This is a genomic window from Streptomyces sp. NPDC058295 (assembly GCF_042880655.1).
GTDB classification, from domain to species: Bacteria; Actinomycetota; Actinomycetes; order Streptomycetales; family Streptomycetaceae; genus Streptomyces; species Streptomyces coriariae.
This window is the reverse complement of sequence record NZ_JBHVYO010000042.1, coordinates 34,058-56,532: the sequence shown is the minus strand read 5'-3', so window position 1 is coordinate 56,532 and position 22,475 is coordinate 34,058. Positions and strand designations below refer to the sequence as shown.

At 72.3% G+C, this 22,475-nt stretch carries 17 protein-coding genes; 4 read left to right on the top strand and 13 right to left on the bottom strand.

Going from position 1 to position 22,475, the window contains the following annotated elements; genetic code table 11:
* Positions 1-80: 80 nt before the first annotated feature.
* The 12 genes from ACFVYS_RS33965 to rsmI form a co-directional block, all read right to left on the bottom strand.
* Positions 81-536: a hypothetical protein gene (locus tag ACFVYS_RS33965; RefSeq protein WP_389508374.1), complete on the bottom strand. Its 456-nt coding sequence runs from the start codon at positions 534-536 to the stop codon at positions 81-83.
* Positions 533-1,246 carry a LuxR C-terminal-related transcriptional regulator gene (locus tag ACFVYS_RS33960; RefSeq protein WP_389508403.1) on the bottom strand — a complete coding sequence of 238 codons (714 nt, stop codon included), beginning with the start codon at positions 1,244-1,246 and terminating at the stop codon, positions 533-535. The genes ACFVYS_RS33965 and ACFVYS_RS33960 overlap by 4 nt, the downstream gene beginning before the upstream one ends.
* A gap of 250 nt (positions 1,247-1,496) precedes the next feature.
* The gene (locus tag ACFVYS_RS33955) at positions 1,497-3,572 is read right to left on the bottom strand and encodes a PQQ-binding-like beta-propeller repeat protein (RefSeq protein WP_389508372.1); all 2,076 of its coding nucleotides are present in this window, start codon (positions 3,570-3,572) and stop codon (positions 1,497-1,499) included.
* 85 nt (positions 3,573-3,657) lie between these two features.
* The gene (locus ACFVYS_RS33950) at positions 3,658-5,490 is read right to left on the bottom strand and encodes a PQQ-binding-like beta-propeller repeat protein (RefSeq protein ID WP_389508370.1); all 1,833 of its coding nucleotides are present in this window, start codon (positions 5,488-5,490) and stop codon (positions 3,658-3,660) included.
* A gap of 191 nt (positions 5,491-5,681) precedes the next feature.
* A complete protein-coding gene (locus ACFVYS_RS33945) occupies positions 5,682-7,487 on the bottom strand; it encodes an ABC-F family ATP-binding cassette domain-containing protein (protein ID WP_389508368.1) in 1,806 nt (601 codons plus the stop codon).
* A 307-nt stretch (positions 7,488-7,794) separates the two neighbouring features.
* A complete protein-coding gene (locus ACFVYS_RS33940; RefSeq protein WP_389508366.1) occupies positions 7,795-9,153 on the bottom strand; it encodes a HEAT repeat domain-containing protein in 1,359 nt (452 codons plus the stop codon).
* Positions 9,154-9,274: 121 nt separating this feature from the next.
* Positions 9,275-10,180: a 4-(cytidine 5'-diphospho)-2-C-methyl-D-erythritol kinase gene (locus ACFVYS_RS33935; protein ID WP_389508364.1), complete on the bottom strand. Its 906-nt coding sequence runs from the start codon at positions 10,178-10,180 to the stop codon at positions 9,275-9,277.
* A complete protein-coding gene (gene rsmA / locus ACFVYS_RS33930; protein ID WP_389508362.1) occupies positions 10,177-11,076 on the bottom strand; it encodes a 16S rRNA (adenine(1518)-N(6)/adenine(1519)-N(6))-dimethyltransferase RsmA in 900 nt (299 codons plus the stop codon). The genes ACFVYS_RS33935 and rsmA overlap by 4 nt, the downstream gene beginning before the upstream one ends.
* Before the next feature lie 69 nt (positions 11,077-11,145).
* Positions 11,146-12,651: a ubiquitin-like domain-containing protein gene (locus ACFVYS_RS33925; protein ID WP_389508360.1), complete on the bottom strand. Its 1,506-nt coding sequence runs from the start codon at positions 12,649-12,651 to the stop codon at positions 11,146-11,148.
* A gap of 114 nt (positions 12,652-12,765) precedes the next feature.
* Positions 12,766-13,656, bottom strand: coding sequence for a TatD family hydrolase (locus ACFVYS_RS33920; protein WP_389508358.1), 891 nt, complete (start codon positions 13,654-13,656; stop codon positions 12,766-12,768).
* A gap of 89 nt (positions 13,657-13,745) precedes the next feature.
* Positions 13,746-14,177, bottom strand: coding sequence for a hypothetical protein (locus ACFVYS_RS33915; RefSeq protein ID WP_389508357.1), 432 nt, complete (start codon positions 14,175-14,177; stop codon positions 13,746-13,748).
* A gap of 222 nt (positions 14,178-14,399) precedes the next feature.
* Positions 14,400-15,260, bottom strand: coding sequence for a 16S rRNA (cytidine(1402)-2'-O)-methyltransferase (gene rsmI, locus ACFVYS_RS33910; protein WP_389508355.1), 861 nt, complete (start codon positions 15,258-15,260; stop codon positions 14,400-14,402).
* A 96-nt stretch (positions 15,261-15,356) separates the two neighbouring features.
* Here rsmI and ACFVYS_RS33905 point away from each other — a divergent pair, with 96 nt between their 5' ends.
* The 3 genes from ACFVYS_RS33905 (at position 15,357) to ACFVYS_RS33895 (ending at position 20,690) form a co-directional block, all read left to right on the top strand.
* Positions 15,357-17,108: a dolichyl-phosphate-mannose--protein mannosyltransferase gene (locus ACFVYS_RS33905; protein WP_389508354.1), complete on the top strand. Its 1,752-nt coding sequence runs from the start codon at positions 15,357-15,359 to the stop codon at positions 17,106-17,108.
* Between the two features lie 122 nt (positions 17,109-17,230).
* Complete coding sequence (locus ACFVYS_RS33900) at positions 17,231-18,868, top strand: penicillin-binding transpeptidase domain-containing protein (RefSeq protein ID WP_389508352.1); 1,638 nt, start codon at positions 17,231-17,233, stop codon at positions 18,866-18,868.
* 142 nt (positions 18,869-19,010) lie between these two features.
* On the top strand, positions 19,011-20,690 hold the full coding sequence (locus ACFVYS_RS33895; protein ID WP_389508350.1) for a penicillin-binding transpeptidase domain-containing protein: 1,680 nt from the start codon (positions 19,011-19,013) through the stop codon (positions 20,688-20,690).
* A 99-nt stretch (positions 20,691-20,789) separates the two neighbouring features.
* Here the strand turns inward: ACFVYS_RS33895 and ACFVYS_RS33890 are convergent, their stop codons facing one another.
* The gene (locus tag ACFVYS_RS33890) at positions 20,790-21,146 is read right to left on the bottom strand and encodes an SsgA family sporulation/cell division regulator (protein ID WP_389508348.1); all 357 of its coding nucleotides are present in this window, start codon (positions 21,144-21,146) and stop codon (positions 20,790-20,792) included.
* Positions 21,147-21,403: 257 nt separating this feature from the next.
* Between ACFVYS_RS33890 and ACFVYS_RS33885 the strand changes: the two genes are divergently transcribed.
* Positions 21,404-22,474: an energy-coupling factor ABC transporter permease gene (locus ACFVYS_RS33885; RefSeq protein ID WP_389508346.1), complete on the top strand. Its 1,071-nt coding sequence runs from the start codon at positions 21,404-21,406 to the stop codon at positions 22,472-22,474.
* Position 22,475 lies beyond the last annotated feature (1 nt).

Below are 22,475 nucleotides of genomic sequence, written 5' to 3'. Positions count from 1 at the left end.
GTCCTCGGGGTGTCGGGGCGTCGCCGTCGGTTCAGTCATGATCTCTGACCGCGGATCACGGCGAAACTCATCGGCGCCCGTCAGAGATCGGCGCCGCAGCCGGCGATGTCGCCGCTGCGGGCCGCCGCCACCAGGGCGATCGTCAGGGTCGCCGACCAGGCGAGGAAGTGGATCGACGGCGGGTAGCTCGCGAGGGTGTAGCCGCCCCCGGTGAGGGCGGCGACGAAGAGGGCCGCCACCGGCAGTCCCGCGGTGAGTGCCGCCAGCAGGCCGCGCAGCGGGGGGCGGGTGAGGAGGCCGCGGGGTGCGAGCGCCAGGGCGAGGCCGGTGGCCGTGCCCAGGGTGACGCCCACGGCCATGCTGCCGAGCACGGCGAACGCGCCCGCTGCCGTCAGCTTCCACGCACTGCCGTCGTGGCCGCCGACCAGGAAGACGAACGCCGCCACCAGGCACAGAGTGCCGACGATCCCCGCGGGCCACACGCCGATCAGCGCGCCGAGGCGCACACCCCGCCCGACGACCGTGCGGACGGTCATGCGAGACCGCCGGCCGTGTCCCCCGTGTTCCGGGAGGTGTGCGGCAGCGGGCCCGCGCGGTCCAGCAGACCCGTGCGGGCCGCGAGCGCCGCCGCCTCCAGCCGGGAGCCGACGCCCAGCTTCATCAGGACCCGCTGGACGTGCGTGCGGGCCGTGGACGGGGCGATGCCCATGCCGGCGGCGATCAGGCGGGTGTCCTCGCCGTCCGCGACCCGGACCAGGACCTCCACCTCGCGGGGCGTGAGCATCTGGAGCAGCCGCTGGCCCTCGTCGTCCGGCTGGGCCGCCGGGTTCAGCAGTTCGCCGAACGCGCCCTGCAGCAGCGCCGGAGCCACCGCCGCCTCGCCCGCCCGCGCCTTCATGATGGCCCGTTCCACGCCCTCTATGCGCTCGTCGTGGCGTACGTACCCGGAGGCGCCGGCGGCGAAGGCCGCCGCGATGCCCCGAGGGCTCGGTACCGGACCGAGGACCAGGACCGCCACCTGCGGCCGCTCCCGCTTGATGCGGACGACCGGGTCGAAGATGCCCGGCTCGGCCGGGACCGCCGTACCCAGCAGACACACCTCCGGGGCGCGGGTGATCACCAGCTCGGCCGCGCCCGCGGCCGGTGCCGCCGCGGCGAGCACCCGGTGCCCCCGCAGTTTGAGCGCCGAGGCCAGTGCCTCGGCGAGCAGTCGGTGGTCGTCGACCACCATCAGCCGCACTCCCAACGAGCAACCCCCCAGTCCCCCCATGGATGCCCTCACGGGCTCACACGGACTCACACGGACCAACAAAGGGTGCCCCCCGGCACCCCGTCCTTCATGCCCCCGGAAGCTACACGCTTGTTCGACGTTGCGCTCCCCCTACCGGTGAGAAGTGCCCCGGATCGCCGAAATTCCTCACATTCGAGGGTCATGGGCGGTAAGTGAACGGCCCCGCCCCTGAGCAGGGGCGGGGCCGTCACGGCGATTAAGACGATCAGCTGCCCGCGCCGAACGCGACCACGAGGTTCTGCGGGTCGCCGCTCGAGAGCGAGCCGTCGTCGGCGTACACCTCGGACATGTAGAGGCGTCCCTGGGAGTAGAGGACCTCGGAGTACTCCGGGGACATGCTGGTCTCCAGGTCGTGCACCGCCTCCGTGGACGGGTTCTCCAGCAGCTTGGTCTCCTTGAAGGAGCCTCCGGCGATGCTGACGACCTGGCCGCCCTTGTCGTACGGCGGCCGCTTGTAGGCGATCAGGTTGCTGCCGTCCATGCGCAGCGGGTAGATCGTGTAGCCGTCGCCGGCGTCCGCGCGCTGGCCGGTCTGCTTGCCGGTGGCCAGGTCGAAGGCGATGACCTCGTTGGTCCGGCTGTAGTCGCCGGTGCCGTCGTGCTCCTCGGTCGGGACGTAGATCCGGTCGTTACCGACGGCCAGCCCCGTGCAGGCCTCGATCCTGGTGATGCCCTCGCAGTCGGCCGCGTACTGGTCGCCCGGGACCGAGATCCGGGTGCGCAGCTTGCCGGTCTTGTTGTCGATGGAGAAGAAGTCCGAGATGCCGCTGCCGTCACCGGCGCTGTCGCCGACGTCGGCGGCCACCACCAGGGGGTCGCTGGACACGACGGACGCGTAGTCGATGCCCGTGGCCAGCTTGTACTCGGAGATCACCTTCCCGGACACCGGGTCGATGGTCTGGATGCGCAGCTCGGGGTTGTCGTACGCGCCGCACTTGCGCACGGCCACCAGCTTCGGGCCGCCGCCGTAGCCGGCGTCGTAGCAGGTGTCGGCCGGCTTCGGCGACCACAGCACCTTGCCGGAGTCGATGTCGAAGGCGGCGCCGCCGTTGGTGCTGCCGAGGGCCACCGTGTTCGCGCTGACCGTCACGTTATTGAAACTGATCGGGTAGTCACCGGAGTTGACGGTCTTCTTCCACAGCTGCTTGCCCGCGGCGAGGTCGATCGCGGCGACCTGGTCACAGGAGGCCGTCTCGGCGGCGCTCGCCTGGAAGGTGACCGCCGTGCGGTAGTCGTCGGTGGCGAACCTGCTGGCCTCGCACACCGGACCGGGCAGCGGGACCGACCAGAGCTTGGTGCCCTTGTCCAGGTCGTAGCCGACGATCTCGTTGACGCCCGTCTTCACGTACGCCTTGTCGGTCAGCCAGGAGCCCTTGACGCCGACGCTGTCGTCCTTCTTGATCACGGGCATCGGGACCTTGAACAGGACGTCCGAGGCGGGGTCGGCCGGCACCTTCTCCTTGCCGCCGGAGGACGTGCCGCCGGTGCCTCCCGAGCCGCCGGTGTCGCCCCCTGCGCCGGTCGGGCCCGCGGGACCCGCCTCTTCCTTCTTCCCGCTGTCACCGGACTTCGCGTACCAGACGCCGCCGCCGACGATCAGCGCGATCGCCACGACCGCCCCGACGATGATCGCCACCTGCGCGTTGAACTTCTTGCCGGCGCCGCCCGTTCCCTGGCCGGGGCCGCCGGCCTGCGGGTGCATGGGCATGGTGGGCTGCCCCGGGTAGCCGTAACCCGGCTGAGCGGCCGGATACCCCGGCTGACCCGGCTGTCCCGGGTAGCCGTAACCGGGCTGCTGGCCGTACGGGGGCGTCGGCTGGCCGTAGGGGCCCGGCTGCTGGGGCTGACCGTACGCGGACGGCGCGGGCGTGCCCGGCTGGGCCGGGTAGCCGTAACCGGGGGCCGCGGCCGGGGGCGCCGCCTGTCCGGGCGCCTGCGGGTAGCCGTACCCCGGCTGGGGCTGCTGCGGGGGCCCGGCAGGGGCCGGGGGCGGAGGCGTCTGCGGCGGCTGGGGCGGATGGGGGTGCTGAGCCGCCTGGGCCGGAGCCTGGGGCGGCTGGGGCGTCTGGCCCGGCTGGGGTGCCTGCGGGTAGCCGTAGCCCGGCTCCGGAGCCTTCGTCAGGTCGGGGGCGGGAGGCTGCGGCGCGGCGTCTTGAGGGGTCGCGTCCTTGGGCACGGCGTCCTTCGGCGGCGTGTCCTGCGGCGGCTGGGGCGGGCCGAAACCGCCCTGCTGCGGCTGCTGCGGGGGCTGGTTCGGCGGCGGGGGCGGCGGCTGGGTCATGGTGTGGATACCTCGGGAGAACGCTCGGAAAGCTCGGGCGGACGGGGACACGACGTCGACGGGGCGGGGAAGGCGGTGGGTCGCCTCACTTGCCGTAGGCGAGCATCAGCTTCTCCTTCGTCTCGTCGTTGCCCGTCAGCCGGGTGGAGGAGAGGTAGAGCCGCCCGTCGACCCAGGCGAGGTCACGCGAGTAGAAGCCGTCCTCGATCTCGGCCGTGCTCTGGGGCAGCTGCATCAGCGTCGTCGGCGTGTGGGCGGACCCGGCCGTCGGGATGCCCACCACCCGGCCGGCCGCGTCGTACGACGGCTCGACGTACGCGACGAGGTTGCCGCCCTCGACCTTCACCGGCAGCATCGCCTCGTCGGTCGGGGACTTCACGCGCCACTTCTCCTTGCCGGTGGAGAGGTCGATCGCCACGATCTCGTTGGGGCCGCTGCTCGACTCGGTCGGCAGGTAGAGCGTGTTCGCGTCGGAAGCCGTGCCCGTGCAGCCCGTCAGGTTGCGCTGGAGGAAGCCGGAGTCGCACTCGGGCGCGAAGTCCTCGTCGAAGCCGACCTGCGAGCGGTAGCCGCCGTTCGGCTTGAACGTCGCGATGTTCCAGGTGTTCTTGTCCTCGTTGGTGCTGTAGACCACCAGTGGGTCGACGGAGTACGTCTTCGCGACCGACCAGCCCTTGTCGAACTTCTGGGTCCACCTGACCTTGCCGGTCGCCGGGTCCAGTTCCTGGATCTCGTCGTGCTCGTTGGCCTCGGTCGCGTCGCAGGACGCCACCGCGATCAGCCGGGTGCCGCCGGCGAACGCCGTCGGGAAGCAGGAGTCGCCGTACTTCTGCTTGTCGTACAGCTTCTTGCCGGTGCGGACGTCGTACGCCGTGCCGGACTGCGAGCGGCCCACCATCAGGGTGTTGCCGGCCAGCGACAGCTCGATGCTGATGGCGCTGTCGAACAGCGCGCCGTCCGCGACCACGCCCTTCCAGCCCTGGGCGCCGGTGTCGAGGTCGATCTGCTGGAGCTGGTTGCACTTGGCGCGGTCACTGGTGCCGCTCATGTACGCCACGACGACCTTGTCGTCCGCCGTCTTCTGCGGGGTGACCGCGCAGATCTTCTGCGGCAGGGCGATGGTGTCCCAGGTGGGCTTGCCGTCGCCGACGTTGTACGCGACGACCTCCTTGTACGCGGCCTTCACGGCCACCTTGGAGGTGATCCACATGCCGGGGGCGTCGGCGCCGGAGGCGGGCGCGTCGGGCGCCTCCTTGTACCAGAGCACCTTCGCCTCGCCGGCCTTGCGGTCCGCGTTGAAGTCCTCGGTGTCCTCGCCGCCGTCGCCGCTGCCGTCACCCGGGTTGGCCGGTGCGCCGCTCGATGTGGCCTTGCCGTCGTCGCTCGGCTCGGCGACCGGCTTCTTGCCGCCGTCGTCATCGCCGTTCGAGACCGCGAACACCGTCCCGCCGATCACCAGCAGCGCCGCCACCGCGGCCCCGACCACCAGCGCGGGCCGCCCCTTGAAGGGGTTGCGCCCACCGGGCGGCGTACCGGGAGCACCGGGCGCTCCGGGGAACTGGGGCGCCTGCGGATAGCCGTAGCCCGGCTGCTGGCCGTACGGCCCCGGCTGGGCGTAGGGGCCGGGCTGGCCGGGCTGGCCGTAGGGGCCCGGCTGCTGGGGCTGACCGTACGGACCGGCCTGCGGCGGCTGACCGTACGGGCCGGGCTGCTGCGGCTGCTGCTGCTGCTGCTGATAGCCGTAACCCGGCTGCGGCGGCTGGGCGGGCGGGCCCTGCGGCGGCTGCGGCGGCATCTGGGGCGCGCCGAAGCCACCCTGCGGCGGCTGCGGCGGCTGCGATGCCTGTGGCGGCTGCGGCTGGTCCTGCGGTGCTCCGAAACCACCCTGCTGCGGCGGCTGATTGGGCGGCTGAGCCATCAGCGTGTTCCCCCTATGTCACTGGTTTTTAGCCACGCCCCCAGGTCAGTGACCCGCCCGGAGCCGTCTTCAGAGAGTTCTCAGACGGCTCTTTCTATCACCCGCGGCCAATGGCTCCCGGGGCCGATCCACCCCTGTTCCCAAGGGAGGACCGGCCCGTGATGCCGTCGTTATGCGCCTTCACGCACCCTTCACGCGTCCTCGGCGAGTTCCAGCCACCGCAGCTCCAGCTCGTCGCGCTGGCCCACCAATCCCCGCAGCTCGGCGTCGAGTTCGGCGACCTTCTCGAAGTCGGTGGCGTTGTCGGCGATCTGGGCGTGCAGCTTGGACTCCTTCTCCGAGACCTTGTCCAACTGCCGCTCGATCTTCTGGAGTTCCTTCTTGGCGGCGCGCTGATCGGCGGCGCTCTTCTCGGTCACCGGCTTCGCGACGGCCGCCGGAGCCGAGGCCGCGGCGACCTCCTCCATGCGCTGCCGGCGCTCGATGTACTCGTCGATGCCGCGCGGCAGCATCCGCAGGGCGGCGTCGCCGAGGAGGGCGAAGACCCGGTCCGTGGTCCGCTCGACGAAGAAGCGGTCGTGGGAGATGACGATCATCGAGCCGGGCCAGCCGTCGAGGAGGTCCTCCAGCTGGGTCAGGGTCTCGATGTCGAGGTCGTTGGTGGGCTCGTCGAGGAAGAGGACGTTGGGCTCGTCCATGAGCAGGCGCAGGATCTGCAGGCGGCGGCGCTCACCGCCCGACAGGTCCCCGACCGGCGTCCACTGCTTGTCCTTGTTGAAGCCGAACGTCTCGCAGAGCTGCCCGGCGGTCAGCTCCCGCCCCTTGCCCAGGTCGACGCGCTCCCGCACCTGCTGGACGGCCTCCAGAACCCGCAGCCCGGGGTCGAGCTCGCCGACCTCCTGGGAGAGATAGGCGAGCTTGACGGTCTTGCCGACGACGACCCGGCCGGCCACGGGCTGGACCTCGCCCTCGGTGCGGGCGGCCTCGGCCAGGGCCCGCAGCAGCGAGGTCTTGCCGGCGCCGTTGACCCCGACGAGGCCGATGCGGTCACCGGGGCCCAGGTGCCAGGTGATGTGCTTGAGCAGCACCTTGGGACCGGCCTGGACGGTGACGTCCTCGAGGTCGAAGACGGTCCTGCCGAGGCGCGAGGAGGCGAACTTCATCAGCTCGCTGCTGTCGCGGGGCGGCGGCACGTCCTTGATGAGCTCGTTGGCGGCCTCGACGCGGAACCGCGGCTTGGACGTCCGCGCGGGGGCGCCGCGGCGCAGCCAGGCGAGCTCCTTGCGGACCAGGTTCTGCCGCTTGACCTCCTCGGTCGCGGCGATGCGCTCACGCTCGGCGCGCGCGAACACGTAGTCGGAGTAGCCGCCCTCGTACTCGTGGACGTCACCGCGCTGCACGTCCCACATGCGGGTGCAGACCTGGTCCAGGAACCAGCGGTCGTGGGTGACGCAGACGAGCGCGGAGCGGCGCTCGCGCAGATGCCGGGCCAGCCAGGAGATGCCCTCGACGTCGAGGTGGTTGGTCGGCTCGTCGAGGACGATCAGGTCCTGCTCCTCGATCAGCAGCTTGGCGAGCGCGATCCGGCGGCGCTCACCGCCGGAGAGCGGACCGATGACGGTGTCCAGGCCCTGCGGGAACCCCGGCAGGTCGAGCCCGCCGAAGAGCCCCGTGAGCACGTCCCTGACCTTGGCGTTGCCGGCCCACTCGTGGTCGGCCATGTCCCGGATGACCTCGTGCCGGACGGTCGCGGCCGAGTCGAGCGAGTCGTGCTGGGTGAGGACGCCGAGGCGGACCCCGCCGGAGTGCGTGACCCGGCCGGAGTCCGCGTCCTCCAGTTTGGCGAGCATGCGGATCAGCGTGGTCTTCCCGTCGCCGTTGCGGCCGACGACGCCGATCCGGTCCCCTTCGGACACGCCGAGCGAGATGCCGTCGAGGAGGGTACGGGTCCCGTACACCTTGCTGACGTTCTCGACATTGACCAGATTGACGGCCATTTCTCTCCTGCCACGGGGGATGCTCGACCCTCCAGGGTAGTCGGCGCGGCGGACACCCTTCGGCGCCCGGCTTTTTCGCGGTCATGAGGGCGGCAGCGGCTTGCGGCAGGGCGCGCGATGGTCGTGCGCGCTGTTCACGAACGGCGCGTGCGCGGATCGCTCACGCCCCCGGTCCCCGCGTGCCGACGGTGACACCCATCGGGCGGCGGCCCGCGACGAACGGTTGCGCGCGCGGGGCGGACGCCCCCTCGCGCACGCCGTGGCGGGCCGGGCACGGGCGCGAGCCCTTCCGGCCGGGCCGGCATCGTCACTCCGGCTCGGAAGGCTTCGCTTCGGAGCCCCTCGGCTCGGAAAGCCTCGACTCGGAGACCTCCGGGTGGCGTTCCTCGTAGCGCCACATCGCCCGCACGAGGCCGTCGTCCGGGCCGCCGTCGACGTCGAGGGGCCGCAGCGCGCGCACGGCGGCGACACAGCGCGGGTCGTCGCGCTGCGCGAGCCCGTAGGCGGCGTGTACCCGGGTGTCCCGCAGCTCGTCGTCGAGGAGTCCGGCGAGCACGTCGGTGACGCCGGGCGCCTGCGCGGGGCAGTGCGCCAGCCAGTGGGCCGCCCGCTCACGCACCCGGGGGTCGGGGTCGCCCGCGAGTGCGTACAGGACGTCGAGCTTCCCGCGCGCCACGCGCGTACCCGCGGATTCCGGTCGCAGGGTGTCGGGCACCTCCAGGCGTACACGCGGGTCGGGATGCCCGGCGTACGGCAGACCCACGGCCTCGATGATCTCCCCGTTCCCGTCCGAGTCGCCCTCCTCGCTCAGCCCGGACAGCACCAGGGCGAGCACCTCGGGATCCGGCTCCTCCAGGGCCCAGGGCAGGAACACCTCGGGCGCGAGTTTGTGGACGACGGAACCCGGCCGCGAGAACATGCCGCCGAACCCGATGACGAGGCACCGCAGCACGTCCGCGGCGAAGAGTCGGTGCAGTCGGTCGGGATGCGCGCTCAGCGCCTGGGCGGCCCCCCAGGTCTCCTCGTCCAGCCGACCGGCGAGGAGGACGACGGAGTCGGACCAGACGCCGTGGTCCCGGTCCGGGCGGGTGAGTGCCCGCGCGACCAGCTCGTCGAACGACGTCCGGATCCGGAAGCGCTGCTCCAGCACGGTGAGGACACCCGGATGGCCGTCCCACACGGTCTGCCCGCCGAGCGAGTGGCGCTCGTACTGCGAGGACCAGGAATCGACCCGCACCGTGCCGCGCTCGACCGGCCCGGCCGCGCCGGTCCTGCGCCGCAGCTCGGTCCCGAGGTCCGCCTCGGCCCAGTACCGCGCGCGTGCCAGCAGATCGGCCCGCGCGTCGGCGTCGAGGCGCACGAGATCGGGGAGCAGCCTGGCGGCCATCCAGGAACAGCCGCCGTCCACCGCCCGGGTCAGCGCGGTGTCCCCTCCCGGCAGCCCGGGGTCCCCTCCCGGTACCCCGGCCAGTGGGCGCAGCGGATCGGCGCCGGCATCGATCAACGCCTCGGCGACCGGTTCGTCGTACGCCGCCACGGCCACGCAGAGGAGCGGAACGCCGTCGGCCGGGTCGCAGGCGTTCGCGTCCTCCACGCCCTCCAGCAGGTCCCGGACGGCTTCGACGTCCCCGCGCCGGACGGCCGCGGCCAGATCGGCCGATCTCATACGCATGCCTCCCCACCCCGGCGTCCTGGGTGGAACCGGCCGGGGGAGCCTAGAGGGGACGGGCCGCTGGTAGCAGCCGAATTACGGCCGGGACAGGCTGTCTACGACGAGGACGGCCGCGTCACGTGCGGTCCCCGACGACCGTCGCGCCCGGCGCCGGTCCCGCCGCCACGCGCACGTTCCGGCAGGTGCCCGACGTGCGCAGCGCCTGCGCGATCTTCTCCGCGGCGGCGGGGTCGCGGGCGAGGAACGCGGTGGTCGGGCCCGAGCCCGAGACGAGGGTGGCGAGGGCGCCGGCCGCGTGGCCCGCGGCGAGGGTGTCGGCGAGTTCGGGGAAGAGCGACAGCGCGGCCGGCTGGAGGTCGTTGGAGACGGTGGCCGCGAGGGCGTCGGGGTCACCCTCTGCCAGGGCGTCGAGGAGGCGCCGGGAGGCCACCGGTGCGGGGATGTCCCGGCCCTGCGCCAGCCGGTCGAACTCCCGGAACACCGACGGGGTCGACAGCCCCCGTTCGGCCATCGCGAACACCCAGTGGAACGTGCCGCCGGCCTCCAGGGCCGTCAGCTTCTCGCCGCGCCCGGTGCCGAGAGCCGCCCCGCCGACCAGGCTGAACGGCACATCGCTGCCCAACTCGGCGCAGATCTCGAGGAGTTCGTCACGGGTGGCGCCGGTGCCCCACAGCGCGTCGCAGGCCAGCAGCGCGCCCGCGCCGTCCGCGCTGCCGCCCGCCATGCCCCCGGCGACGGGGATGTCCTTGGCGATGTGGAGGTGCACGTCGGGCGTACGGCCGTACCGCTCGGCCAGCGCGATCGCGGCCCGCGCCGCCAGGTTCGTACGGTCCAGGGGCACCTGGCCGGCGTCCGGGCCCTCGCAGGTGACGCGGAGTCCGTCGGCCGGGGTCACCGTGACCTCGTCGTACAGACCGACCGCGAGGAAGACGTTCGCCAGGTCGTGGAAGCCGTCCGCGCGGGCGGCGCCCACCGCGAGCTGCACGTTGACCTTGGCGGGCACCCGCACGGTGACGCTCACTCGGAGGACTCCTCGGGCTGTCCGGGCTGCTCGGGCTGCTTGTTCTCGGCGATGCGGGCGAACTCCTCGACCGTGAGGGCCTCGCCGCGCGCCTGTGGCGAGACGCCGGCCGCCACCAGGGCCTCCTCGGCCCGGGCCGGGGAGCCCGCCCATCCGGCGAGCGCGGCCCGCAGGGTCTTGCGGCGCTGGGCGAACGCCGCGTCGACCACGGCGAACACCTCGCGCCGCGACGCCGTGGTGTCGATCGGCTCGGTCCGCCGCACCAGCGACACCAGCCCGCTGTCCACGTTCGGCGCGGGCCAGAAGACCTTGCGCCCGATGGCGCCGGCCCGCTTGACCTCGGCGTACCAGTTGGCCTTGACCGACGGCACGCCGTACACCTTCGAGCCGGGCCCGGCGGCGAGCCGGTCGGCGACCTCGGACTGGACCATGACGAGGGTGCGCTCGATGCTCGGGAAGGTCTCCAGCATGTGCAGCAGCACGGGCACGGCCACGTTGTACGGCAGGTTCGCGACCAGCGCGGTCGGGGCGGGGCCGGGCAGCTCGGTCACCTGCATCGCGTCGGAGTGCACCAGCGCGAAGCGCTCCGCGCGCTCCGGCATGCGCGCCGCGATCGTCGCGGGCAGCGCGCCGGCCAGGACGTCGTCGATCTCGACGGCCGTGACCCGGTCGGCGGTCTCCAGCAGCGCCAGGGTGAGGGAGCCGAGCCCCGGGCCCACCTCGACGACCACGTCGTCGGGCCGGACCTCCGCGGTGCGGACGATACGGCGGACCGTGTTCGCGTCGATCACGAAGTTCTGGCCGCGCTGCTTGGTGGGACGCACGCCGAGGACCGCCGCCAGCTCACGGATGTCGGCGGGGCCCAGAAGGGCGTCGGGGGCGGGGCTGGTACTCACGGGACAAGGGTACGGGGGCGCACGGACACCGCCCGCCGCCGCACCTCTCACCCGTCCGCCGCCGACCGCTCAGCCGTGCAGCCGCGTCCCGCAGTGCGGCCAGGGACTCGCCCCGCGTCGCACGTACAGCTTCTTCGCGCGGAGCGTCTGTTCCGCCGCCGGTGCGTCCTGGGGCCGTCCGCTGCCGCCGAGGCTCTGCCAGGTGCGGGTGTCGAACTGGTACAGCCCGCCGTACGTGCCCGAGGGGTCGACCGCGTTCGGCCGGCCGCCCGACTCGCAGACCGCGAGACCCTGCCAGTCCAGGCCGTCGGCGCCCTGCACGGAGGCGGGCAGCGGCTTCGTCCCGACCTTCACCACCTGATCGCGCGGTTCGCGCACGATCTCGTCGCGGATCCGCCGCGGTTGCTGCCGTACGCCGTTCACGGTGCGCAGCGAGTACGTGATCCGGCGCAGGCCGGGCTGTCCGGCCCGCTCCACCACCTCCGTGCCCTTGAACAGCGAGGAGTCGTCGGTGCGGTGCACGTCGAACGGGATCGCCTCCTCCCGTACCTCCTTGGTGCCGGTGATCCGCAGCACGGTGACCGTCTGTCCGTCGCGCGGGAAGCTGTCGGGCGCGACGGACGTGGCGTCCTGGCCGCGCAGGGTGATCCCGGCCGCCGCCACCGCCTCGCCCACGGTCGCCGCGTTGGTGCGGATGGTGCGGGCCCGGCCGTCGGCCATGACCGTGACCGAGCGCTCGGTGCGGACGTCCAGCGCGAGCCCCGCGCGGCCGATCGGCTGGGAGCGCGGGACGGACAGGTAGGCGCCCTCCGCGCGCACCCCGAGCTGCTGGAGCGCCTCCTGCACGGTGTGCGCCGTCGTCCACACCTCGTGCCGGTGTCCGTCCAGGGTGAGCCGGACGGGCCGCCCGTAGTGCACCGCGATCTCGTCACCGCTGGTGAGGGCGGTGTCGGGGCCGGGCGCCACCACGTCGTGCGCGCCCACCCGCACGCCTTCCTCGGCGAGGAGTTCGCTCACGTCGTCGGCGAAGGTGTGCAGCGTGCGCGGCTTGCCGTCGACGGTCAGCTCGACCGCCTTGTCCTCGGCGACGAAGGCGGTGGTGCCGCCGGCCAGGAACGCGACGACGAGTGCCTGCGGGACCAGTCGGCGGATGGTGGACTCGGGACGCTCGGCGGAGCGCCCCCGGCGCCGGCGCGCGGCCCGCCCCGCGTCCTGTCCCGCGTCCTGCCGCGGCAGCGGGGACAGCGGGGGCGGCGGAGCCTGCTGGGGCAGCACCGGTCCGGAGAGCTGGACCGTCTCGGCGTACGGAGCGGCCCCCGTGAACCGGCCCGGCTCGGCGTAGGGAGCGGTCCCGGCGGGCGGGGCCTGCTCGGCGAACCGGACCGGTTCGGGGAGCTGGAGCGTCTCGGGAGGCGGGGGCGGCGCTTCGTACGTCTCGTACGCGGGCCGGTAGGTGTCGTCGTACGTCCCGGGCGCCGCGTACACGCCGTACGCGATCGTCTCGGCGTTGTGCAGGTCGACGTACGACCCGCCACCGGCGTACGGCTCGTACTCGAAGTACTGCGAGTTGCTCACGCCGACACTCCAGGGGAGGGGTCCGGATCAGGCCCCCAGAACCTAGCGGAGCGACGGTCACTCTCCAAAGTGGCGCGGCTACCGAGAGTTGTGTTCGACGGGTGGCGGGCGCCCTCAGTAGTCGAACGCGCGTGCGGTGTTCGCGGCGAGGGCGGTGGCCAGGGTGTCCTCGTCGATGTCCCGTACGGCGGCCATGGCGCGCACCGTGACCGGAATCAGATACGGCGCGTTGGGCCGTCCGCGGTAGGGCGCCGGGGTCAGGAACGGGGCGTCGGTCTCCACCAGGAGCAGCTCCAGCGGGGCCACCGCGACGGCGTCCCGGAGGTTCTGGGCGTTCTTGAAGGTGACGTTGCCGGCGAAGGACATGAAGTATCCGGCGCGGGCGCAGATCTCGGCCATCTCGGCGTCGCCGGAGTAGCAGTGGAAGACGGTGCGCTCGGGGGCGCCCTCCTCCTTCAGGACGCGCAGGACGTCCGCGTGGGCGTCACGGTCGTGGATGACCAGGGCCTTGCCGTGCCGCTTGGCCATCTCGATGTGGGCGCGGAAGGAGGTCTCCTGGGCGTCCTTTCCCTCGGGTCCGGTGCGGAAGTGGTCGAGTCCGGTCTCGCCGACGCCCTTGACGTGCGCAAGCGCGGCCAGGCGGTCGATCTCGGCGAGCGCCTCGTCGAGCGCCTGCGTGCCGCCCGGCGTCCGCGCGCCCTGGCGGGACCAGCCGTCGGGATCACCGTGCACGATGCGCGGCGCCTCGTTCGGGTGCAGGGCGACCGTGGCGTGGACGCTGCCGTGGGCCGCCGCCGTCTCGGCCGCCCACCGGGAGCCCCGTACGTCGCAGCCGACCTGCACGACCGTCGTCACGCCGACCGACGCCGCTTTCGCGAGGGCCTCCTCCACCGTGCCCGACTGCATGTCGAGGTGGGTGTGGGAGTCGGCGACCGGCACCCCGAGAGGGGCCGGAAGCGGCGGCGCGGCGTTCTTGTCGGCGTTCTTGTCGGCGTTCGAAGGCATGCCCCGATCCTACGGAAGGGGCACGCCCTCCTCGGCGGGCGATCGGGCCGCCCGCCTGCGCCGCCCGCCTGGCCGGCTCGCCTGCCCGGCTAGCTCGCCTTGCGGAACGGGTGCAGAAGGTCGGACAGGTGCCAGTGGTGGTGCTGCGGCGCCTTGGACCGCGCGTCGGGCTGTGCGTCGGAGGGCTCCCCGGCCGCCGAGACCGGTGCCTGGACCGGTCCGGCCGGGGGCGCCTTGTGCTGTCGAGCCGCGTTGAGCACCGACGAGACCTGCCCCGCCCGCATGATGCGCACCACGTGCCCGTCGCAGTTCTGGCACGCGGGGCGGCTCAGCGGCGACGGCACGACCCGCCCGTTCGCCACGTAGAGCACGAACTCGTGACCGTCCGCGTCGGTGTGGTGCTCTATCTCGAAGGCCTGCTCCCAGCCGTGCCCGCAGCGCATGCAGGCGAAGGAGTACGACTCGTTGACGACGGCGCCGGCGCCGCCGCGGAGGCCGGTCTGCCCTGTGATGTCACTCATGACCGCTCCTGGTGTCCGCTGGTGGGACCGCTCAGGTCCCGTCATCCAGTGGACGCCTCGCCCGGAGCGAATGCACTCGACCTGTGCACTGTTGAAGGCGATTTGGGCGTCCCTTGCCCCAACGCCCGGCGTCCTTTGCCCGCACATGGGGCGCACGCTCAGACGACATGCGCCCTGCTCAGAGGGGGTGTGAGTCCCTTCACAACACCCGGGCAACAACCGTCACAGGCCCCCGGTGTTCTTCGCCGCCACCACCGCGTCGAACACCTCGCGCTTCGGCAGCCCCGCCTCCGCGGCCACCGCCGCGATGGCCTCCTTGCGGCGCTCGCCCGCCTCCTCGCGCACCCGCACCCGCCGCACCAGCTCCGCCGCGTCGAGCTCCTCGGGGCCGCGCTCGGGCGCCCCGGTGACGACGACGGTGATCTCGCCCCGCACGCCCTCGGCCGCCCACTCCGCCAGCTCGCCGAGCGGACCGCGCTTCACCTCTTCGTACGTCTTGGTCAGCTCCCGGCACACGGCGGCCCGCCGGTCCGCGCCGAACACCTCGGCCATCGCGGCGAGGGTGTCGTCGAGCCGGTGCGGGGCCTCGAAGTACACGAGGGTCCTGCGTTCCTGCGCGACCTCCCGCAGCCGGGACAGCCGCTCGCCAGCCTTCCTCGGCAGGAACCCCTCGAAGCAGAACCGGTCGACGGGCAGCCCGGACAGGGCCAGCGCGGTGAGCACCGCGGACGGGCCGGGGACGGCGGTGACGCGGATGTCCTGCTCGACGGCCGCGGCGACCAGCCGGTATCCCGGGTCGGAGACCGACGGCATCCCGGCGTCGGTGACGAGCAGCACGCGCGCGCCGCCCACCAGATCCGCGACCAGATCGGGAGTACGGGCGGACTCGTTCCCCTCGAAGTAGGACACGACCCGCCCCTTGGGCGTCACCCCCAGCGCGTGGGTCAGCCGCCGCAGCCGGCGCGTGTCCTCGGCGGCGATCACGTCGGCGCCTGCCAGCTCCTCGGCGAGACGGGGCGGGGCATCGGAGACGTCACCGATGGGAGTACCGGCGAGAACGAGGATTCCGGGCGTAGCTGTCACGTTTCCATCCTCGCAGGGCCGGGCCCCACTCGATCGGCCAGGCCGGTTAGGGCCCGTGCACGGGACTCACACAGACCTGTTCCCTACGATGGCGCGGTGACCAGTACCGCGTCCTCCATGGACTCCACGGACTACCGGCAGGGCCAGACACCGCCAGACCAGCGGCCGTCGTGGCAGCAACGGCTGCGCCGTTTCGGATACACCGCGGAGCCCTCCGCCGACGTCCGGGAGCGGCTGGTGCCGCCGTTCGCGCAGCCCAGCGCCCGGTTGTGGCAGGCGCTTGGCATCTCGCACCAGCGGGCCGACCGGATCGCGCGCCGGTCGTCCTGGACCGGTCCGCTGCTGGTCACGCTGCTGGCGGGCGTGCTCCGGTTCTGGCATCTGGGCAGCCCCAAGGCGGTGATATTCGACGAGACGTACTACGCCAAGGACGCGTGGGCGGTCGTCCACCGCGGGTTCGAGGTCAACTGGGACAAGAACGCCAACGACGTCATCCTCTCCTCCGGCGGGCACGTCACGATCCCGGCGGACGCGGCGTACGTCGTGCATCCGCCGGTCGGCAAGTACGTGATCGGGCTGGGCGAGCTGCTCTTCGGGTTCGACCCGTTCGGCTGGCGGTTCATGACGGCGGTGCTCGGCACGCTCAGTGTTCTGCTGCTGTGCCGGATCGGCCGCCGGATCTTCCGCTCCACCTTCCTGGGCTGCCTGGCGGGCGCGCTGATGGCGGTCGACGGGCTCGCCTTCGTGATGAGCCGCACCTCGCTGCTCGACGGCGTGCTGATGTTCTTCGTGCTGGCGGCCTTCGGCTGTCTGGTGGTCGACCGGGACAAGGCGCGCGAGAAACTCGCCGCCGCGCTCCCCGTGGACGTGGACGGCCGCTGCCGCCCCGACCCGCACATCGCGGAGACCACCCGCCTGGGCCTGCGCCCCTGGCGCTGGGGCGCCGGTCTGATGCTGGGCCTGGCCATCGGCACCAAGTGGAACGGCCTGTACATCCTGGTCGCGTTCTGCCTGATGGCGGTGTTGTGGGACGTCTCCTCGCGCAGGGTGGCGGGTGCCCGCCGCCCGTACCTGGCGGTGCTGAAGCGCGACACGGGCTTCGCGTTCCTGGCCACGGTGCCGGTCGCGCTGGTCACCTACCTGGTGTCGTGGACGGGCTGGATCCTGTCCGCCACGGACGGCAAGGGCGGCTACTACCGCAACTGGGCGGCCACCGACGGCAAGGGCGGCAACTGGACCTGGCTGTTCCCCGACTGGTGGCGCAGCCTGTGGCACTACGAGCACGAGGTCTACGAGTTCCACACCCACCTCACCTCGCCGCACACGTACCAGTCGAACCCGTGGAGCTGGCTCGTCCTCGGCCGCCCGGTCTCGTACTTCTACGAGTCCCCCGCCCCGGGCCAGGACGGCTGCCCGACGGACGCGGGCGAGAAGTGCGCCCGCGAGGTCCTCGCGATCGGCACGCCCCTGCTGTGGTGGGCGGCCTGCTTCGCGGTCCTCTACGTCCTGTGGCGCTGGCTCTTCCGCCGCGACTGGCGCGCCGGCGCGATCGTCTGCGGCATCGCGGCCGGCTACCTGCCGTGGTTCATGTACCAGGAACGCACGATCTTCCTCTTCTACGCCGTCGTCTTCCTGCCGTTCCTGTGTCTGGCGGTGGCCATGATGATCGGCGCGCTCATCGGTCCCCCGGGCTCCAGCGACACCCGCCGCGTGGCGGGCGCCACCGGCGCGGGTGTCCTCGTCCTGCTCATCGCCTGGAACTTCATCTACTTCTGGCCCCTGTACACCGGCCAGGCCATCCCGATCGACGACTGGCGTTCACGTATGTGGCTGGATACGTGGGTCTAACGATTACTGAAACTCTCGCCCCACGCGCCACCCTTTCCGCTTACTGTGAGCCTGAGGGAATTTTCTGAACGCGTTCAGAAACGCCCACGAGGGCGGCAACGGGGACAACGGGGAGGGCGTACATGCGCAAGGGGGCCAAGGCAGCGGTAGTCGGCTCGGTCTTCGCGGTGATGGTGGGCGGGGCCGGGTACGGGGCCTTCAACATCGTCAACGCGCTGAACGGCGGCGGGAGCGGGGCCGACGGGCCGGGGGGCAGCGAGCCGGTGGCCGTGAAGACCGGGCCGCCCAGCGGGTCCGAGGTGAAGGACACGAGCGCCCGGTTCTTCGCGGCCTGGGAGAAGGGGCAGGCCGTGGCGGCCGCCCATCTCACCAACAACGCGGCGAAGGCCGAGCCCCTGCTGACCTCGTACGGCCAGGCGGCGCACATCACCGGCGTGAAGATCACGCCGGGCGCGTCGGTGGGCGACAGCGTGCCCTTCACGGTCCGGGCGACCGTGTCGTACGACGGGAAGTCCAAGCCGCTCACCTACAAGAGCGAGCTGACGGTCGTCCGGGGCGTCACCACCGGCAAGGCACTGGTGGACTGGGCGCCTTCGGTCGTCCACCCCGAGCTGAAGTCCATGGACGACACCCTGGTCACGGGCTCCTCGACGGCGCCGTCGATCGAGGCCGTGGACCGTGACGGCAAGGTGCTCACGAAGGAGAAGTACCCCTCCCTGGGGCCGATCCTGGACCAGCTGCGCGCCAAGTACGGGAACAAGGCGGGCGGGACGGCCGGCGTCGAGCTGGCGATCAGACACGCCACCCCGGACACCGCCGACACCCCGCTGCTGACCCTCGCCGAGGGCAAGGCGGGCAAGGTGCCCACCACCCTCAGCGCCGACGTGCAGGCGGCCGCGGAGAAGGCGGTGCAGAAGTACGACCAGTCGTCGGTGGTGGCCGTCAAGCCGAGCACCGGCGAGGTGCTGGCGGTCGCCAACAACCGGACGGACGGCTGGAACGCGGCGTTCCTGGGAGAGGTCGCACCCGGCTCCACCATGAAGATCCTCAGCGCGGCCACGCTCATCGACAACGGCCTGACCACCGCGAACGGCCCCGCGCCCTGTCCGTCCACGGCCGTCTCCGAGAGCCAGACCTTCCACAACATCACCGGCATGAAGCCGAACGACAACGCGACCCTCGCCGAGAGCTTCGCCCGCTCCTGCAACACGGCGTTCGTGAAGTTCGCGGACGAGGTGAAGGTCGACTCGCTGACGAACGAGGCCCGGGACCGGTTCGGGATCGGCCTCGACTGGCAGACCGGCATCGCGTCCTTCGACGGCTCCGTCCCGGCCGCCGGCGGCCCGGACACCGCGGCCGGCCTGATCGGCCAGGGCCAGGTCCAGATGAACCCGCTGAACATGGCGTCGGTCATGGCGACCGCGATGACGGGCACCTTCCGCCAGCCGGTGATCGTGCCGCTCAGCCTCGACGGCCGGGAAGCGGCACACGCGCGTGGTCTGTCGTCGGGCACCGTGCAGCAGCTGCGCTCCATGATGAACCGCACCGCGACCAGCGGCACCGCGGCCGAGGTGATGGCCGGGCTGAGCGGCCGGATCGGCGCGAAGACCGGTTCCGCCGAGGTCGACGGGCAGAGCAGGTCCGACAGCTGGTTCACCGGCTACCGGGGTGATGTGGCGGCCGCCGCGATGACCCAGGACGGCGGTCACGGCGTCGACGCGTCCGGCCCGATCGTCGCGGACGTGCTGCGGGCCGGCTGAACGGCGGGACGGTGGCTGACGTCACACATGACGTCACCCTCACAGGACGGGACTCTAGGGTGGTAGCCGTCGTTGGGGTCAATGAGGGCAACGAGGGCAGCGGGGCTGGGGGGAAGCCCCTGGGGATCCGGAGGATCTGGCAGTGGGCAAGAGAAGGCGCGTCGAAGAACGGCGCAAGAAGCGGCGGCCCGCCGTCGCCGGCGGCATGATCGCCGTCGTGATCGTCGGGGCGGGCATCGGCGTCTACGCGCTGTACGGGGGCGGAGCGGCGGCCGACGAGGGCTCGGCCGCGACGGCCAACGGCACCCAGGTGCCCCGGGTCAGGGCCGACGCGCCGTCGGCGACCGAGGCGAAGACCACGGCCGCCCGGTTCCTGACGGCCTGGCAGCAGGGCAAGGTGTCCGGGGCGGCCGCCGCCACGGACGACCCCGCGGCCGCCACCGCCCTCCTGACCGGCTACACCAAGGACGCCCACGTCACGGGCGCCACCTTCACCGCGGGCAAGGCCGCCGGCGCCAAGGTCCCGTTCTCCGTGAAGGGCACGGTGAAGTACAAGGGCGTCAGCAAGCCGCTCACGTACGCCAGCACCCTCACCGTCGTCCGCAACCCGAAGAACGGCACGGCGCAGGTCGACTGGCACGCTTCCGTCGTCCACCCGGACCTCCAGGACGGCGACACGCTCGTCACCGGCGACTCCGGCACCCCGCCGGTCAAGGCCGTCGACAGTGCGGGCGGCGAGCTGACCGCCGCCAAGTACCCCTCCCTGGAGCCGGTCCTGGACGGGCTGCGGGAGAAGTACGGCAAGAAGGCGGGCGGCAAGGCCGGTGTGGAGCTCCAGGTCGTCCGCGGCAAGGCGTCGAAGGCGAAGAAGGCCTCCGACAAGACGCTGCTGGAGCTCAGCAAGGGCACTCCGGGCACCGTGAAGACCACACTGAGCCCGACCCTCCAGGCGGCCGCCGAGCGGCAGGTGGCGAAGACCGCGAAGTCGTCGGTCGTCGTGATGCGCCCCTCCACGGGCGAGATCCTCGCGGTGGCCAACGCCAGCCACGGCTTCAACACCGCGTTCAACGGCTCGCTCGCGCCCGGCTCCACGATGAAGGTCATCACCTCGTCGCTCCTCATCGAGAAGGACCTGGCGTCGGCCGACAAGGTGCACCCCTGCCCGAAGACGTTCACCTACGGCGGCTGGAAGTTCCACAACGACGACGACTTCAAGATCGACGGCGGCACGTTCAAGGCGAGTTTCGCGCGCTCCTGCAACACCGCCTTCATCAGCCAGGCGCCCGACCTGGACAACGACAGCCTGACCAAGCAGGCGCAGCAGGTCTTCGGCCTGTCGATGAACAACTGGGCGATCGGCGTGCCGTCCTTCGACGGCTCGGTCCCGGTGCAGTCGGCGGCGCAGATGGCGGCGTCGCTGATCGGTCAGGGCGGGGTCCGGATGAATCCGCTGAACATGGCGTCGGTCGCCTCCACCGTGAAGGCGGGCACCTTCCACCAGCCGTATCTGGTCGCCCCGTCCGTCGACGACCGCACGCTGGCGACCGCCTCGCGCACGATGTCGTCTTCCACCCTGTCGCAGTTGCGGGAGCTGATGAACTACACCGCCGCGGCCGGCACCGCCGCCGAGGCGATGTCCGGCCTGGGCCCCGACTACGGCGCCAAGACGGGCTCGGCCGAGGTCGACAACCAGGACAAGCCCAACGGCTGGTTCACCGCCTACCGCGGCGACCTGGCGGCCGCCGGCGTCGTCCAGGCGGGCGGCCACGGCGGCGACACGGCCGGACCCATCGTGGCCTCACTGCTGCGCCTGGGCGGCTGACACCCCGCCCGAAAGCCCACCGGAACGCGGGCCTGACGCCCACCGGAACACGGTCCGGCACGCCCGCCGGGCCGGTCCGGTCCGGGCCGGACCGTCCGGCTAGTGCGTGACGGGCTGCTGTGCCGTCGCCATGTAGGTGCGGCGCAGGAACCGCAGCAGCGTCTTCGACTCGAACTGGACGACCGAGACTCCGTGCGGGGAGTGGAACTCGACGACGGCCTGGACGCGCCCGCACGGCCACACCCGGACCTCGCCGGTACCGGCCGGGGCACGCAGCCCCTGTTCCAGGAGAGTGCGGGAGAACGTCCACTCGCGCCGGTCGGGCAGCCCGACGCGGACCGACCGGGGATCCTCGGGGTCGTACCGCAGGACGACGGGTACGGCAGTGCGTTCTTCCTCGGCCTGATCGGCGTCGGTGACGATGTGGGCTCGCGCGTACTGTTCGACTACGGACATCGGCCGACCCTCTCACGCAGCGTGACCTGTGCGGAAGCTGTGCGTCCGCTCCCCTTCCAATGTCGCATATTTTGCGGATTGCGCTCCTCGCGCAGGCATATCTCACCTGTGCGATACACGGATGCGGCGGGGGCCCGCCGCAGGATTGCCGCGAGCCCCGCGCACCTCGCAAGCCCCGCGAGCCGCGAGCCCCGCGCCGGAAGAGACAAGCTTCTCGCTCTTGCGAACCGTTCGCATTAAGCCACTATCATCGTCGGGTGCACGTACCCGACGGATTCATCAACGCCCCGACCTCCGCCGTGACCGGAGTCGTCGCCGCCGGCGCCATCGCCGTGAGCCTGCGCGGCGCGCGCCGCGAGCTGGACGACCGGACCGCGCCGCTGGCCGGCCTGGTGGCGGCGTTCATCTTCGCCGTGCAGATGCTGAACTTCCCCGTCGCGGCGGGGACCAGCGGCCACCTGCTCGGCGGCGCGCTCGCCGCGATACTCGTGGGCCCCTGCACAGGGGTCCTGTGCGTGTCCGTGGTCCTGCTGATGCAGGGCGTCCTCTTCGCCGACGGCGGTCTGACCGCGCTCGGCGTGAACATCACCGACATGGCCATCGTGACGACCGTCGTGGCGTACGCCGTCTTCCGCGGCCTGGTGAAGGTGCTGCCCCGCAGCCGCCGGTCCATCACGGTCGCCTCCTTCGTCGCCGCCGTACTGTCCGTGCCAGCCGCCGCCGTCGCCTTCACGCTCATCTACTGGATCGGCGGCACCACCGACGTGGCGATCGGCAAGGTGGCGACCGCGATGATCGGCGTGCATGTGCTGATCGGTATCGGCGAGGCCGTGATCACCGCGCTGACCGTGGGCGCCGTTGTCGCCGTCCGGCCGGATCTCGTCCATGGCGCACGCGATCTGCGGCAGAAGCTCCGGCTGCGGGTGCACGGCGAACTCGTCGACGCCCCGGCGGCCGAGGAGGCGCCGGCCGGCGCGCGCACGCCCGTGGCGGCGCGCACCTCGCGGCGCACGCTGTGGGTGACGGGCCTGGTCACGTCCCTCGTCCTGGCCGGATTCGTCAGCTTCTACGCCTCCGCCAACCCCGACGGCCTGGAGAAGGTCGCCGCCGACAAGGGCATCGACAGGAAGGCCGAGGGGCACGCCTCCGCCGACTCCCCGCTCGCCGACTACGGCGTCAAGGACGTGACGAACGCCCGTCTGTCCGGCGGCCTCGCGGGCGTGATCGGCGTCGGCACGACCGTCGTCGCGGGCAGCGCGGTGTTCTGGGCGGTGCGCAGGCGCCGGACGGGCGACGACGTGTCACCGACGGCCGTAGAGAACGTCTGAC